The organism is Psychrobacter sp. (genome assembly GCF_018260395.1).
Classification (GTDB): domain Bacteria; phylum Pseudomonadota; class Gammaproteobacteria; order Pseudomonadales; family Moraxellaceae; genus Psychrobacter.
In genome coordinates, this window is sequence record NZ_JAGLBC010000008.1 from 24166 (window position 1) to 39809 (window position 15644).

Genomic DNA, 15644 nt, shown 5'->3' on the forward strand with positions numbered 1-15644 from the left:
GTTATACTATAACAAATGATAATTTAAGACTTTTCTCAAAAAAATAATTCAGTAGCTCGAGGCTTGCCATGATTCACCCTGCTAACTTTGCTCTTGATTGTCAGGATAGTCCTTGTGATCAACATGAGGCACATTCACATGATGTTCATGCTCTAGACGATGAAGCTATTAGTGCTCGCTTACAGACTGCTGAGCAAACTTGTAGCGCTAAAGGGGCTAGATTTACGCCTTTAAGACGCACGGTATATCAGCTTATTTTAGAGTCCGATAAACCGTTAGGCGCTTATGATTTAATCCAAAGTTTACAACAAACTCGTGAGCAGTCTGCTGAAAAAGCTAAAATGGTGGCTCCCCCAACCATTTATCGCACTTTAGAATTTTTATTGGATTTTGGCTTTATCCATCAACTGACTTCAATCAATGCTTTTGTACCTTGTTGTCATCCACGTGATGCCCATAATGCAGTATTTTTACTCTGCAATGAATGTCGTCGTGTGCAAGAGTTTAGCGGTATACCAGCTCAAGACATAGTTGGCTTTGTAAAAAATGAAGTAGGGTTTAAGGTTGAGCAAAGTGTGATGGAACTCAAAGGTTTATGTCAAACTTGTTTACCATTATCTGAAGCTTCTATAGAGGATGCGTAGTATATGCCGCAATCCAACCAGCTAAAACATACTGATAAAGTGGCTATTTCATCCTTCACAGAGCCAAATACAATCACTGAGACTACGCCACTTATCACCCTACAACGTATTGGGTTTGAAGTGAGTAGCCGCGGTATAGGTGAATCAAAATTTTCGAGTAAAACCAGTAATGACTCACAGATTTTAATTAAATTACCTTCTAAACCGTCATCTGCTAAGCGTACAGGATGGCTTAGCGGCGCACGATCAGCCAAAGCCGCTTCACATACTCAGTCGGCTGCCCATGAATCAAAAACTTTATTAACTGACATCAGCTTGCAAATATTACCCAATGAAAAAATAAGTGTCATTGGGCCTAATGGCGCTGGTAAGTCTACCCTAATGAAGCTTATTCTGGGATTAATTGAGCCAAGCTCAGGAAAGATTAGCCGTCACCCTAATCTTAAGCTAGGTTATGTGCCTCAAAAGTTTACCGTACCGGCCATTTTGCCACTGCGCGTAGAAGACTTATTGGCTCAAACCACAAAAAGAGTGACCGCAACGGAACAGGCCTATTTATATGAACGTCTGTCGGTAACACAATTGCTTAAAAAACAGGTGATCCATTTGTCTGGAGGAGAAACCCAAAGGATTTTACTGGCTCGCTCCTTACTATCAAAACCGAATTTGTTGGTTTTAGATGAACCTATGCAAGGTCTAGATCCTGAAAGTGAACGCTGGCTATATGAGTTTATCGATGACTTGCCTGCCTTTTTGCGATGTGCCATGGTGGTGGTTTCTCATGACTTACACTGGGTAATGCGGGGTAGCCGTAGGGTTATATGCTTAAATAAGCATATTTGCTGCGAGGGACAACCTAGCGATCTGGGTGTTTCTGAAGAATTCAAAAAACTATTTGGGCATCAGTATGAACAACCTTATATTCATAAACCTCATGACTGTTTACACCATGGTTCGCAGCTATCCTAAACAATTATTTATTCTGCCGACGTGTTTTTGACCCGTTAACATTGTTTTGAGATAGAGTATGTTTTGAGATAGAGTATGTTTTGAGATAAGGTATGATTTTGAGATAGATTATGATTCTGAAATAAAGTATGCAAGATTAAGTCTTTACGGCTGAACTTATAAAACTAAACCGCTTTTTAAACCTCTTAAAAAATTTTTTTCGGAATACCGCTTGTATGCTTAATGAATGGCTCGATATCATAGCGCCTGCCTGGATTTGTGGCAGTTTGTTGGCCTTATTATCTGCCCCCTTGGGCTGTTTAGTACTTTGGCGACGTATGTCGTTTTTTGCTGATGCACTAGCTCATGGGACTTTGTTTGGCGTCGCTTTGGCTGCTTTATGGCACCTGCCATTTGCATTAGGTATTGGCTTAGTCAGTGTTCTGGTGGTGATCAGTCTAATCTGGTTAGAAGACGAGCGTCTGCCGAGTGATGCCTTATTGGCAGTGGTATCAGTGTCAATGTTATGTTTGGGCTTATTAACCTTAACCCACTTAACCCAAATGCAAGCGAATGTTCTAGGTTATTTATTTGGTAACCTTTTAGAGGTAAGCTGGAGCGACTTACCTATGTTATCGATCTATGTGGCTATTGGTCTTGCTTTTTTAATTTACATATGGCGTCAGCAAGTCATCTTAGCCACTCATGCCGATCTAGCACAGGTGGCAGGGATTAATGCTATCCTTCAACGCTTATTTTTTATGGGTGTTTTGGCTGGGTTTTGTGCTTTAGCGCTGCAAGCAGTGGGTAGCTTATTAATTAGTGGTCTATTAATACTACCTGCATTGACTGCAAGACTGTGGGCCCACTCCCCTAGACAAATGGTGGTGTTTGCGGTGATTTTGGCCCAGTTGGCCGTTACTGGCGGTGTTTGGGGCAGTGTGCTACTAGATATTCAAACGGGTTTGGCCATAGTACTTGGTCTAGCGATGGTGTTTTTCGCAGCTTTTATGGTGTCTCGAGTTACTTGACCCTATGAGATATAAAAGCTTATTGCTATATTAACTCTTTGATTCAGCCGATCCGATGCTAATAATTTGGAGTTTTTATGTCAACTTTGAACCACCTTGGCTACCCGTCTTATCCACCTACAGAAATATTTACCGAAGATGGTCTAATTAATATTCTACAACTTACTGATCTGCATCTATCTTTAGACGATATTAAGTCACAAGATATTAAAAATAATGACAATAAAATAACCTGTAAGCTCAACAACTATCAAACCTTTATTGCTTGCTTACAACAAGCCTTAAACGAACCAATCCGTTGCGACCTAATCTTATTAACCGGCGACCTAGTTAATGAAGTAAAGCCTGAGATTTACGAGCTGATTTATTTGACCTTAGTAGAGACTGGCATACCTTTTGCTTGTATAGCTGGCAATCATGATGTGACCGATGAGCTAGGGGCTGACCTACCCTTCCATAATCGAACATTTATAGCACATAAGCCACATTCTATGCTGTTATCACGTCACTGCATTCAGCTAAACAACTGGAAATTATTGTTAATAGACAGTAGTGTACAGGGTGAAATCTATGGCACAGTAGGTAACAAAAACCTTAACTGGCTGTCTCAAAATTTAGCAAATAGTCATTATCCTGTCATAATTGCCATGCATCATCACGTGCTTCCAATGGATTCCGCTTGGATTGATAAACACATTACAAAAGACAAAGCAGCATTTTGGCATCTAATTAACAGCAAACCTTCGGTAAAAGCTGTGGTTAGCGGCCATGTACATCAGTTTTTTGAACAACAAACCGAAGGTATTAAAGTCTATACAACACCTTCTACTTGTTATCAATTTAAACCGAAATCTGATGATTTTGCTATTGAGGATCATGAAGTACCAGGCTACCGTTGGTTAACCTTAACTAAACAAAACATTATGAGTAGCTGGGTAAAAAGATTAAGTGTCTAAAGTATTTTAGATTTATTTTACTTGCTTAGATATAGCCATAATTGGTTTTATCTTATTGAAAGATAAGTAAGGAGACCTTATACAATACTTCTCGCAATAGCAAAAAAAATGTGATATAAGATTCAATTATTTTTTTATTTGGCACCCCCTACTTCATGGATATAGGAACTTGTCATGAGTCAAAATACTATTGACGACCTAACAACTTTTAAGCCTTACGAAGCTTCACCTGATGAAGAGTATATGTCTGATGCTCAGCTTACTCATTTTGAGAGTATTCTCAAAGCATGGAAGCAACAGTTGGCAGGAGATGCTGAAAGCACCAAGACTTACATTCAAGATGAGTCTGCCGCTTTATCAGATACCAATGATAGAGCCACTCAAGAAGAAGAATTTGCGTTGGCACTACGTACTCGCGATCGTGAACGTAAGTTGGTTCGAAAAATAGACAAATCATTAGCAGAAATCAGCAAGGGTGACTATGGTTTTTGTGAGACATGTGGCGTTGAAATTGGTTTACGTCGTTTAGAAGCGCGTCCTACCGCTACCCAGTGTATTGATTGTAAAACGTTATCAGAGATTAAAGAGCGTCAAAATTGGGGACATTCATAAGTCCCTTATTGGTTACTTGTAACTGATAGCGACTGACTTTTTTATGACGATGCTACCAAATGAGCGGCCCACTGCTTGTCCTATTTATAGGCCGACAGTGGGCCGTTTTGCGCCATCCCCAACTGGTGAATTACATCTTGGTTCACTTACCACAGCCATTGCTAGCTACTGTCATATTAAATCACTAAACGGGGATTGGTTAGTACGGATTGAGGACACTGACCGTCAACGCTGTAGTTTAAAATATAGCGACCAAATCTTAGTTGATCTTGAAAATTTAGGCTTACATTGGGATCACGAAGTTTGGTATCAGTCAAAGCGAGAGTCAATTTATAACGAGCTACTTCAAAAGCATCTTTTAGCTCGCGTCTATGAATGTGGCTGTTCTCGTAAAGCCTTATCCGGCTATGAGATATATCCTGGCTTTTGCTTACCAAAACCTACCTTTAATCACTCTAATCCGACCACTTCCCTAAACGATAGCTCACTAAGCTATAGTCCTCAACGAAGAATGAAGGATTTATGGCAAAAAAAAATTAGAATTCAGTTGCCTAACCAAAGTATTGGGTTTATGGATGGTATACAAGGCATGCAATGGTGTAATGCGCAACAAACTTTAGGTGACGTGGTTTTGCGCCGTGCAGATGGTACCATTAACTACTTTCTAGCAGTGAGTATTGATGATGGATTGCAAGGTATTACCCATGTGATGCGAGGTTTGGATATCTTGCCATTGACTACGGCTCAGATTTCTATTATGAGCTATCTGAATCTGCCAGCCATTGAACATTGGTATCATTTACCTTTGGTAGAAAATCAATACGGTCAAAAACTCTCCAAACAAAATTTAGCTACCCCTATTGACACTGATAACCTAGCCAAATGCCAAGGGTTAATTCAACAAGCCTTGGACTTATTAAAACAACCGCCAGTAGACTTTGATAAGCCAGAAGTCATGCTAAAACAAGCAGTGGAGCAATGGCAATTGTCCCCATTACAACATCAAAAGTTGTTAGCTAAGATTTAAGTTAAGTATCAAACTCGTAGCTAGCTACTAAATTTAAATAATGAGTTTATTGTCTCATGTTGATTATGGGTTTTAATAATGGCGACATTGAGCGGACGGAATGTTAGGGCTATGCTTATGAATGTTCAATAAGATACCCACCATTATCATACTCACCAGCATCGATGAGCCTCCATAACTGAAGAAAGGTAAGGTTAAACCTTTGGTCGGCATCAGGCCCATATTCATGCCAGAGTTAATAATGCCTTGACCGATAAAAATAACAGCAAAACCAAAAGCGCTATAACTTAATCGCATTTGTCGGTTTTTTAAAGCGTTATAGCTAATACGCATGGCACTAGCCACTACCAAAGCCTCTAGAGTCAGTACCGTTAGAACACCGACTAAGCCTAATTCTTCTCCAGTAATTGCTAATAAAAAGTCGGTATGCGCCTCTGGTAAATGTGCCAGCTTCTGTACACTTTCTCCATAGCCCACCCCAGTCACCTCACCACGACCAAAGGCAATCAGACTGCGAGCCAACTGGTAGTCAGAGCCTTGAATATCATCAAAAGGATCTAAGAAAGAGGTCGCACGCGTCATGCGGTATTCCTGGAACATTACCGCATAGGCAGCACCAACTGAGCCTAACGCCAATAATATACCTGATTGACTCCAAGGTGCACCAGCCACAAAGAAGATCAATAAAATAACACCAATTATAATTACCAATGATCCAAAATCAGGTTGCGATAAGAAAAGACCTACCAATATGCCAAACAATAAACCCATGCGCAAAATACCGCCATACCCTTGGCGTACTTCATTGCCTCGGCGTACCACAAAATCTGCAGTAAACATCACCATAACTAGTTTTGCCAGCTCCGCCACCTGAAAGTTAAAAGAGCCAATTTCAATCCAACGCTTCGAGCCATTGATGGCATCTCCAAACATCAAGGTAGCAATCAACAATAAGATCACAAGCAGTAGCGATGAGGCTAAAGCTAGCATATCGTACATCCATAATAGACGTACTTTATAAGCTATATAACCTGCTACAAGTCCCATAAGCATATAAGTCATCTGATGCTTAAAAAAGTAAAGCGGATCCATATGATGCATGTTGGCAAAAGGTATGGAAGCTGAAGCCACCATAATAAGACTTAATACCATCAGACAGCCCACGCTAGCGATCAGCACACTACCTGCTGAGGGCATAGAAAAGATGCCGGTATTGTCTTGCTTACGTTTGGATAGGTCATTCGGGGTATAGCCGGATGCGTTAGCAGTGTCTTTTGCCATAGAGTATCAACTGTACTTAAACTGATTTTTAATAATGAGGATTAACAACAACTAAAGAATATACCCATTAAGCCTTTAATACGCTCACAAGCTCACAGAAATGTTCGCCACGTTCATTGTAGCTGCTGTATTGATCTAAGCTAGCACACGCAGGAGACAACAATACAGCGGTTACTTGCGACAGACTACTACTTAGTAACTGTTGAGCTTTTGCCATAGCTTGGTCAAGGGTCTGATAACGATGCAAGTCCACTTCATCGCTTAAGTTAGCTTGTTGCAGATCATGTTGTATTAACTTGGCATCCTCGCCAATCAACAATACCTGACTCACATACTTATTAATTAACGGCACCAATTCAGCAAACTTTTGGCCTTTGCCTTGTCCGCCTAGTATCAACATCAACTTAGTTTTACCACTGTTATGACTGCTATAAACCGATCCTAAGCCTAAAATAGCAGCCTGCGTAGATCCGACATTGGTTCCTTTAGAGTCGTTAAAGTAATCTATACCTGCTACATTATCCACGTATTGACAGCGGTGTGGCAGTCCAGAAAAATCTTGTAACGTTTGAAGCATACTTTCTATAGGAATCCCTGCCAGCTCCCCTATCGCTAAAGCTGCTAAAGCATTCACCAAATTATGTTTACCTTTAACTTTTAATAGATCTGCTAGCAAAAGCTTTTCTGTACCTTTTGCCAAATAAAGACTGCCATCGCCTTCAGTAATTATTCCGTATTCTCCTAAATCTGGCGAATTTGAACCAATACTGAGTCTAGGGGTCTTGTCTGCAATTAAAGGACGAGATAAAGCATCGTCACGGTTAACCACAATAGACTTAGCTCCCTGAAAAATACGATGCTTAGCTTGATGATAGCCTAACATATCTCCATGTCGATCTAAGTGGTCAGGTGACATATTAAGTACCGTGGCTACTTTGGCACCTAGATTAGTCACAGTTTCTAACTGAAAGCTAGACAACTCTAAAACCGCCAACTCCATTTTTTCGCCAAGCGCTTCATTGTCTAATAAACTAAGTGCAGGTACCCCAATATTGCCGCCAACTCCTACATTAATGCCAGCATCTTTAGCCATTTGACCTACTAAAGTGGTAACCGTACTTTTGGCATTAGACCCTGTAATGGCAATAATGGGTGCAGTACAAGCGTCTTTAAACAATTGAATATCGCTCACAATATTAATGCCAGCTTGCTTAGCTTGAGCCATCGCAGGCGTAGTTAGGGCAACCCCTGGACTAATTACAATACGCTCAGCTTGTAATAAAAGCTCAGAATCAATGTCTCCAAAAGCACGGATTTTGATATCTGGATGTAATAAATCTGCCAATTTTGGAGCTGCATTACTATCAGTAACCGCCACACTATAGCCTCGAGTTGCTAAATAATTAGCAGTGGCCAAACCGGACTGCCCTAAACCAATGACCACTTGTAACCCGCTACCTTTATGAATTAGATCATGGGGCATGGTTTTTGATTTAGTATCAGGTTGATAATGTCCAACACTTGAGACACCTTTAGTTGACTGAGACTTGGTATTCAAGTTTGGTTGGGCCTGATTGTTTGTTTCTAATATATTTTGCGACATATAAGTAGTGGTATGCACTGAGCTTTTATCGCTTTCGGTAACGGTTTGGTCAGTACTCATGGTCTGTCCTTGTATCTATATTATGCTATGATGCATCTAATTTTATAATAATCTAAAGCCATTTGTTTTACAGATACCGTTTAAGATGCATTGATTGCATTATCTCTAAAATGTAAAATTATGTTAAAATATTGCGCCAAGCCATCGTTCTGAGTGAAGGGTGCCTATTCTATCATGAGCCTAGCTTCAATAAACTGAATTTACAGTCTATTCTATGGCTATTTATATATTTTTCTAATTTATTTATTTTTCTAATAGAGTCCAATGGACTCTGTTCTAAAGCAGATATAGCAATGATTGTTATCTATTGATATCTTTCTACTATAGCACCCCTTTTATGATGTAAATAATATATCGTCCTATTTATGCCAACTAATCCCAGTTGCGCCCGTTAAAGCGAGCTTTATAATCGATAATTTCTATAGTTACTGTTAAATTATAAAAGTCTCAAAATACAGCTTTAGGCGCCTAATATTAGATTCATTTGACAGTACAATGCGATTTATCAGATAAATAACTTACTAAGCTATAGCACATATTCATTAACCCATATTCAATAATGTAACTTGCTGAATCTTATTATTTACCAAATAATTGCCATCAACTTTATGCCGAGTCCTATGCCAAAATCAATGACAATACCTTCTATAACTACCATAAAAGATGAGTGGTTTTCAAATATACGCGGTGACGTGCTTTCAGGGCTGGTGGTTGCTCTGGCACTGATTCCTGAAGCCATTGCTTTTTCAATTATCGCAGGTGTAGATCCAAAAGTTGGCTTATACGCCTCTTTTTGTATTGCAGTGGTCATCAGTTTCGTCGGTGGTCGTCCTGGTATGATATCGGCAGCCACTGGCGCTATGGCACTGGTTATGGTGACATTGGTGGCAGATCATGGGCTACAGTATCTGTTGGCCGCAACCTTACTGTGCGGAGTGATTCAATTTTTTATGGGGGTATTTAAGCTTGGCAATCTAATGCGTTTTGTTTCACGCTCGGTGGTCATTGGCTTTGTCAATGCGCTCGCCATTTTAATTTTTATGGCCCAGTTGCCTGAGCTTAACCCTGCTATGGAACGTGTCGGTATGACCGTCTATGTTATGACAGCGGCAGGATTAGCCATTATTTACGGTTTTCCACTTATCCCTAAAATTGGCAAAATTATTCCCTCACCGCTGATTTGTATCGTCGGATTAACTGCTATTGCTTTATACATGGGTTTAGACATTCGTAATGTGGGTGATATGGGAGCACTACCCGACACTCTGCCTATGTTCTTATTACCAGATATTCCACTAACACTGGATACCTTATTGATTATAGCGCCCTACTCTATGGCACTGGCCGTAGTGGGTCTTCTTGAATCAATGATGACCGCCACCATAGTCGATGATTTAACTGATACTCCTAGTGATAAGAACCGTGAGTGCCGTGGTCAAGGCGATGCTAACGTTGTTTCAGGATTCTTCGGTGGTATGGCAGGCTGTGCCATGATCGGTCAGTCGGTCATTAATGTGAAATCTGAAGGTCGCACCCGTTTATCAACCTTTATCGCTGGTGCGGTATTGTTAATCATGGTGGTATTCTTGAGTGATTGGGTAAGCATGATTCCTATGGCTGCCTTAGTATCGGTAATGATTATGGTGTCTATTGGTACGTTTAATTGGGAATCGATACGTGAGTTTAAAACCCATCCAAAATCCTTTAATGTGGTAATGTTGGCTACCGTAATCACCACTGTCTTTACCCATAACTTAGCCTATGGCGTATTAGTTGGCGTACTACTGTCTTCACTATTCTTCGCCAATAAGATAGGTCAATTCTTAAGCGTGGTCAGTGAGCTTGATGATGACAACAATACTCGCTACTACTATGTGCAAGGTCAGGTTTTTTTCACCTCTACCACTCAGTTTTTAAACAGCTTTGATACCAAAGAAGCTTTGGACAAAGTGGTTATTGATGTCAGCCAAGCTCATTTTTGGGATGTGACGGCTGTAGACACGCTTGATAAGTTAGTCATTCGTTTTCAACGCGAAGGGATTGATGTTAAAGTAATGGGTCTAAATAATGCCAGTCGCACCATAATTGATAAATTCTCGATTCACGATCGCCGAGATATAGGCTTATTGGACTAATTATCTATTGGCATGAAGCCAAACGCATTTAATCCTGCTCCGGCATTGCCTGAGTGGGATTTTTAGTTTACGTTATAGAGATAATTTCCCATTTGAGTAATTTATATGAGTAATTTAAGACCTGATAGTGTCATTGCTTGTCTTGATTGTCCAAACCACGTACAAGCTGTACTTGAAGCGAGCATGTGGGCAGCTAAGAACCTCCAAGCCCCTATGGGACTCCTTCACGCAGCGCCTACTGTGCAACATAAAGATGCCATGGATTATTCAGGATGTTTGGTGGCTGACGATGGTACTCACCTATTAAATCAGCTGACTTTAGAAGACAAAGACAGCAACGGTAAGTTACGAGATCAAGGTCGTCTGTTATTAAAACAAGCACAAAGCTATTGCCAGCAGCATCAAGGACGTTATCAGCATCAGATTTATTATTTACACCGTCACTCATCCATTGCAGAAAGCTTAGAGTATGTCGATGAGAGTGCACAGTTAGTCGTGCTTGGACACCAAGTGACCTGTAAAGACACTATATCGGAACTAATTCGTGCCAGCCGTTGCCCTACCTTAGTTACTCACGAAACCTTTAAAACGCCAAAAACGGCTCTTTTTGGTTTTGACAATAGACCTACGTGTCATGCCTTACTCGAGTGGTTATGTCGCACTTCCCTAATCCGAAATTTAACATTGCATGTGGTGATGGTAGGTGAGCAGAATGAACGCAATAAGGATGCGCTTCGTGAAACTTATGCACGTCTGACTCAATCGGGCATAAGTTGCAAAAAGGCATTAATAGCCGGTTATGATGTTACTGAGACCTTAACGTCCTATCAGCAACAGCATAATCTCGATATGCTAATAACCGGTGCGTTTGGAGAGTCTCGATTGCATGAGTGGTTACATGGTAGTGATACCCGTAAGCTACTAAAAGCCAGTCAAACCCCTTATTTATTATATCCAAAGATGTAGTTATAGCTAGATAGCTTTTAGCCGGTATAGCTATTTTCCGACCAATACAATCAAACTAAAAAGGTAAGCCTAGTTATATACTGAGCTCACTTTTTTTATTGCCTTTTTTATTTTTGGCAAATATACCCTATGGTGGCAACGTTAATATTTAAATAGTTACAGTGCCATTTTGCGGTTCGCACCCCTCTATTCTAGCCTGTCTTATAATAGCCATTTAACTAAAATTTCTTGCACATTGATTTTATAAATTCTGTAGTGCTTTGACACAACCAAATATTATTTGCTTTCACAAATTACTAACCAATGGCTAACCTACTATAGCCAAACTTAGTTATAATAATTCAGTTATTGCTTGGTATAGTGCGCGGTGATTTGGTGCACTTAACTTTAATACGCACTAATATGATGCACTGTTAGACCTATAGACGTCTTCCCCCTTCGTTTAAGGTTGGCACAATTCTTGAAACAGTGACATCAATAAAGCTAACTAAATTGCTGTATTATCAAGCCGTTTATAGTAAACAAATAAACTAAACATTATCAAAATCATTAATAAGGATCTCCTATGAAATTGATTACCGCTGTATTAAAGCCTTTTAAATTAGATGATGTGCGTGAAGCCTTATCTGAAATTGGTGTTAAAGGTGTCACCGTTACTGAAGTAAAAGGTTTTGGTCGTCAAAAAGGTCATACTGAATTATATCGTGGCGCAGAGTACGTGGTAGATTTTTTACCCAAAGTAAAAGTGGAAGTTGCCGTTACTGATGAAATGGTAGAACCAGCTATTGAAGCTATTACTCGCATTGCAAGCACTGGCAAAATTGGTGATGGTAAAATCTTTATCTCCCCTCTTGAGCAAGTTATTCGTATCCGTACCGGCGAAACGGGTCCTGACGCAATCTAAGCTGTAGGTATTACAGCGCTCATTTTTAGTCATTTAAGATCAAGAACTTAAATCACCACTTTAAATGACATTAAGCCACTATCCGATCGCATTCCAAGGGGGAATCATCATGGAAAACCAAATATTTGAACTACAATACGCACTCGATACCTTTTACTTCTTAATATGTGGCGCTTTAGTCATGTGGATGGCAGCCGGCTTTGCCATGTTAGAAGCTGGACTTGTACGCTCTAAAAACACAACTGAAATTCTAACTAAAAATATAGGTCTTTTTGCCATTGCTTGTACCATGTACATGATATGTGGTTACCACTTTATGTATGGTGGCGGTTACTTCTTAAGTGGTATTTCAGGCGGTGAAACTTTAGTTGCAGAGGCATTATCTGCCTCTGCAGAAAATGGCTTCGATGGTGATTCCGTCTATTCAGCCGCTTCTGACTTCTTTTTCCAAGTGGTATTTGTAGCCACCTGCATGTCGATTGTATCTGGTGCTGTAGCTGAACGTATGAAGCTTTGGGCTTTTTTCCTCTTTGCTATTGTGATGACAGCCTTCATCTATCCGATGGAAGGCAGTTGGACTTGGGGCGGTAAAGCTGTTCCATTCATTGGTGAACTTAATTTCGTTGACTTCGCAGGCTCTGGTATTGTTCATATGGCGGGTGCAGCAGCTGCATTAGCCGGTGTGTTACTATTAGGCGCACGTAAAGGTAAATATGGCAAGAACGGTGAAATCCGCGCTATTCCAGGTGCGAATTTACCGCTTGCGGCTTTGGGTACGCTTATTTTATGGTTGGGTTGGTTTGGCTTTAACGGTGGTTCTGTATTAAAGCTTGGCGATATTGCCAGTGCAAACTCAGTGGCTATGGTTTTCTTAAATACCAATGCTGCAGCCGCAGGTGGTGCCATTGGCGCTCTATTGCTTGCACGCCTAATCTTTGGTAAAGCAGATTTAACGATGTTATTGAACGGTGCATTAGCAGGTCTGGTAGCCATTACCGCAGGCCCAGATACGCCAACGCCTTTAATGGCCACTATTTTTGGCATGATTGCTGGCGTAATTGTGGTTTGCTCAATCTTAGCATTTGATAAAATGAAGATTGATGATCCAGTTGGTGCTATTTCTGTCCATGGTGTTGTTGGTTTCTTTGGCGTAATGATTGTTCCAATAACTAATCCAGAGGCAACATTCCTAGGTCAATTAGGTGGCGCAGCAGTCATCTTTGTTTGGGTATTTGGTTGTAGTTTAATTGTTTGGAGCATTATCAAAACAGTGATGGGCTTACGTATTGGTGAAGAAGAAGAGTATGAAGGTGCTGATCTTGCCGAGTGTGGTCAAGAAGCGTACCCTGAATTCGTAAACTAATTGCCATTAAATATTTTTTCTACATAGTTTTATGCATTGTTTTATACATTAAGAAGGAGTCTGATAAGGCTCCTTTTTTTTGCTTGGTCTTTCTTATACTTAGTCTTTTTAAGCTTAGTTCTTTTTATGTTTATTCTTTGTCTTTCTATAATGAGTTAAATGATAAACCTGAATCAATTATGATGATGATTAAGCCTTAACCCAACGTACAATACGATCTTCTAACTCATCTTCATTAACAGATACTTCGCTAATACAGCGTCCAGCCACTCCAACTCCAGCATTTTTCATACCGTGCTGAGTAGCTACCGCATCATTGGTAATCAACAAATGCCATTTTGGTAAAGGTTTGCCTAAATACAACCGTTTGTATGAACAACTCTCAGGCAACCACATCATATTAGCCAATTTATCATAAGTTAAAGAGACACACTCAGGGACGAATTTATGACGATTTGCATAATTTGAACAATACCCAGTGCTACAATCCAATAGCTTGCAAGCCACATCAGTATACTCTACCTCATAGGGAGCTTCAGGCTCATCGAGAAACTTCTCTAAACAGCAAGCACCACAGCCATCACACAAAGCCTCCCACTCGACTGAACTAAGCTCGTCTAACGAGTATTTTTTCCAAAACTCTGGTCTAAGCTGTCGAGTATCGCTCATTGTATTTCCTTAACACCCTTTATTAAAATAACCTTGTCTAATCATGATTCGCTTTGATTTTTAGTGAAATTATAAATCGCAGACTAATGGATTACTCTTATGTAATCAATAGCAACTCACAAGCCCGATGCTTATTGGCAAAACTTATTCACATTTTTTAAATCGAAAATATGACATTTGTTTGTTATGTTAAAGGGCGTTATAACACATCGCTGAGGTAATGGCTCAAATTATTAGTAGCATTAACTCATCAATTCGATACCACTTCAATAATAAAACTTCAATAAAGATAAACCAATAAGGATAAAGATAATGAGTATAAAGACTTATGAAATCAAGACCACTGCTGACTATGGGATGGAGCTTCTTAGTTATGTGGCATTACCAGAAAATGCTAGTGATGAAAATGCAGTACCAGGTATCTTAGTGGCTCCAGAATGGTGGGGCGTGGTTGAGCATCCTCGTGAAGTTACAGAGCGTCTCGCCAAGGCAGGGTTTGCTGCAGTTGCTATGGATGTCTATGGTGAGGGCAAGCTAACCACAGATGCGGCTCAAGCTAACGAATGGATGACACAAATGTTAAGCGACCAAGATAAGTTGATGGGTCGTTGCCGTGCCATTTTGAATGATTTTGCAGATCAACTTCCTGTTGATGGTGAGCGTTTAGGTGTCATTGGATTTTGCTTTGGCGGCAAAATTGCACTAGACATGGCACGTGAAGGTATGCCTGTTAAAGCGGTTGCTACCTTCCATGGTAACCCTACGCCAAAACAACCGGCTGAAAAGGGCAAATTTAAGGCAGAAGTTTTGGTCGCACATGGTCGTGATGATAGTATGGTTTCTATGGATGCCATTGAAGATCTTAAAAAAGAACTCGATAATGCTGGGGTGAAATACACTGTTGATGTTTATGACAATGCAAAACACGGTTTTACCAATCCAAATGCCGATAAGCGGGCAGCTGAGAACGGTGTGGATTTGGGGTATAACGAAACCGCTGCCAAGGAAAGCTGGAATAAAATGATCGAATTTATGGGCGATAAGCTTAATAATTCTAACTAATAAATTCACTTGTAATTTGGCTCGAATATGGTTGCTCTTAAAATTAATTTAAATGTACTGGAATAATTTTATTTGAGTAGTCCAATAAATAATATCGATAAATAAGTTAAACAAAGAAGTTAAATATTGAACCTTTAGGTTATAAAACCTAAAGGTTTTTTATGTGCAATATTTTTATAATTAATCTGATATACCATGCCTCTGCTTTTACAAGTTAAGTCATCGCCTGTTGGCTATTAAATTAGATTGAAATCTCCTCCTATACTTGCGTTTTTAAATTATTAATGTCATTATCATGCTAATTGTCTAAAATGCGGTGGTAAAGATTTTGCTGATTATCTTTTATTTGACGATGGCATTGGCTATATTCATTTTTATGAATA

14 protein-coding genes are annotated in these 15644 nt (G+C 39.9%); 11 read left to right on the top strand and 3 right to left on the bottom strand.

What is annotated here, in order from left to right:
* Positions 1-68 precede the first annotated feature (68 nt).
* The 6 genes from QZ265_RS01630 (at position 69) to gluQRS (ending at position 5218) form a co-directional block, all read left to right on the top strand.
* Complete coding sequence (locus tag QZ265_RS01630) at positions 69-644, top strand: Fur family transcriptional regulator (RefSeq protein WP_296402723.1); 576 nt, start codon at positions 69-71, stop codon at positions 642-644.
* Positions 645-737: 93 nt separating this feature from the next.
* Complete coding sequence (locus QZ265_RS01635) at positions 738-1613, top strand: metal ABC transporter ATP-binding protein (protein WP_366513644.1); 876 nt, start codon at positions 738-740, stop codon at positions 1611-1613.
* A gap of 215 nt (positions 1614-1828) precedes the next feature.
* A complete protein-coding gene (locus tag QZ265_RS01640) occupies positions 1829-2623 on the top strand; it encodes a metal ABC transporter permease (RefSeq protein ID WP_296402727.1) in 795 nt (264 codons plus the stop codon).
* Positions 2624-2700: 77 nt separating this feature from the next.
* A complete protein-coding gene (locus tag QZ265_RS01645) occupies positions 2701-3579 on the top strand; it encodes a metallophosphoesterase (protein WP_296402729.1) in 879 nt (292 codons plus the stop codon).
* 174 nt (positions 3580-3753) lie between these two features.
* Positions 3754-4191 carry an RNA polymerase-binding protein DksA gene (gene dksA, locus QZ265_RS01650; protein WP_296402731.1) on the top strand — a complete coding sequence of 146 codons (438 nt, stop codon included), beginning with the start codon at positions 3754-3756 and terminating at the stop codon, positions 4189-4191.
* A gap of 43 nt (positions 4192-4234) precedes the next feature.
* Positions 4235-5218 carry a tRNA glutamyl-Q(34) synthetase GluQRS gene (gene gluQRS, locus QZ265_RS01655; protein WP_296402733.1) on the top strand — a complete coding sequence of 328 codons (984 nt, stop codon included), beginning with the start codon at positions 4235-4237 and terminating at the stop codon, positions 5216-5218.
* Between the two features lie 72 nt (positions 5219-5290).
* On the opposite strand, the gene ftsW is transcribed toward gluQRS, so the two are convergent.
* Together ftsW and murD are read right to left on the bottom strand one after the other, a co-directional pair.
* Positions 5291-6499 (bottom strand): putative lipid II flippase FtsW, encoded by a 1209-nt coding sequence (gene ftsW / locus QZ265_RS01660; RefSeq protein ID WP_296402734.1) that lies wholly within the window; start codon positions 6497-6499, stop codon positions 5291-5293.
* A gap of 67 nt (positions 6500-6566) precedes the next feature.
* Entirely contained in the window at positions 6567-7982 is a 1416-nt protein-coding gene (murD, locus tag QZ265_RS01665; protein WP_296402748.1) for a UDP-N-acetylmuramoyl-L-alanine--D-glutamate ligase, read from the bottom strand.
* Between the two features lie 812 nt (positions 7983-8794).
* On the opposite strand from murD, the gene QZ265_RS01670 reads away from it, so the two are divergent.
* The 4 genes from QZ265_RS01670 (at position 8795) to QZ265_RS01685 (ending at position 13530) form a co-directional block, all read left to right on the top strand.
* A complete protein-coding gene (locus QZ265_RS01670; protein ID WP_296402750.1) occupies positions 8795-10297 on the top strand; it encodes a SulP family inorganic anion transporter in 1503 nt (500 codons plus the stop codon).
* Between the two features lie 105 nt (positions 10298-10402).
* Complete coding sequence (locus QZ265_RS01675; RefSeq protein ID WP_296402736.1) at positions 10403-11263, top strand: universal stress protein; 861 nt, start codon at positions 10403-10405, stop codon at positions 11261-11263.
* 565 nt (positions 11264-11828) lie between these two features.
* Positions 11829-12167, top strand: coding sequence for a P-II family nitrogen regulator (locus QZ265_RS01680; protein ID WP_007394533.1), 339 nt, complete (start codon positions 11829-11831; stop codon positions 12165-12167).
* Between the two features lie 109 nt (positions 12168-12276).
* Positions 12277-13530, top strand: coding sequence for an ammonium transporter (locus QZ265_RS01685; RefSeq protein ID WP_296402740.1), 1254 nt, complete (start codon positions 12277-12279; stop codon positions 13528-13530).
* A gap of 189 nt (positions 13531-13719) precedes the next feature.
* Here the strand turns inward: QZ265_RS01685 and QZ265_RS01690 are convergent, their stop codons facing one another.
* Positions 13720-14199: a YcgN family cysteine cluster protein gene (locus tag QZ265_RS01690; protein ID WP_296402742.1), complete on the bottom strand. Its 480-nt coding sequence runs from the start codon at positions 14197-14199 to the stop codon at positions 13720-13722.
* 312 nt (positions 14200-14511) lie between these two features.
* Here QZ265_RS01690 and QZ265_RS01695 point away from each other — a divergent pair, with 312 nt between their 5' ends.
* Entirely contained in the window at positions 14512-15261 is a 750-nt protein-coding gene (locus QZ265_RS01695; RefSeq protein WP_296402744.1) for a dienelactone hydrolase family protein, read from the top strand.
* Positions 15262-15644: the final 383 nt, after the last annotated feature.

Bases quoted from the DNA above. Each gene is read 5' to 3' on its own strand.
- QZ265_RS01630 (WP_296402723.1), top strand. From the start codon at position 69: ATGATTCACCCTGCTAACTTTGCTCTTGATTGTCAGGATAGTCCTTGT.
- QZ265_RS01640 (WP_296402727.1), top strand. From the start codon at position 1,829: ATGCTTAATGAATGGCTCGATATCATAGCGCCTGCCTGGATTTGTGGC.
- QZ265_RS01645 (WP_296402729.1), top strand. From the start codon at position 2,701: ATGTCAACTTTGAACCACCTTGGCTACCCGTCTTATCCACCTACAGAA.
- dksA (WP_296402731.1), top strand. From the start codon at position 3,754: ATGAGTCAAAATACTATTGACGACCTAACAACTTTTAAGCCTTACGAA.
- gluQRS (WP_296402733.1), top strand. From the start codon at position 4,235: ATGACGATGCTACCAAATGAGCGGCCCACTGCTTGTCCTATTTATAGG.
- ftsW (WP_296402734.1), bottom strand. From the start codon at position 6,499: ATGGCAAAAGACACTGCTAACGCATCCGGCTATACCCCGAATGACCTA.
- murD (WP_296402748.1), bottom strand. From the start codon at position 7,982: ATGCCCCATGATCTAATTCATAAAGGTAGCGGGTTACAAGTGGTCATT.
- QZ265_RS01670 (WP_296402750.1), top strand. From the start codon at position 8,795: ATGACAATACCTTCTATAACTACCATAAAAGATGAGTGGTTTTCAAAT.
- QZ265_RS01675 (WP_296402736.1), top strand. From the start codon at position 10,403: ATGAGTAATTTAAGACCTGATAGTGTCATTGCTTGTCTTGATTGTCCA.
- QZ265_RS01680 (WP_007394533.1), top strand. From the start codon at position 11,829: ATGAAATTGATTACCGCTGTATTAAAGCCTTTTAAATTAGATGATGTG.
- QZ265_RS01685 (WP_296402740.1), top strand. From the start codon at position 12,277: ATGGAAAACCAAATATTTGAACTACAATACGCACTCGATACCTTTTAC.
- QZ265_RS01690 (WP_296402742.1), bottom strand. From the start codon at position 14,199: ATGAGCGATACTCGACAGCTTAGACCAGAGTTTTGGAAAAAATACTCG.
- QZ265_RS01695 (WP_296402744.1), top strand. From the start codon at position 14,512: ATGAGTATAAAGACTTATGAAATCAAGACCACTGCTGACTATGGGATG.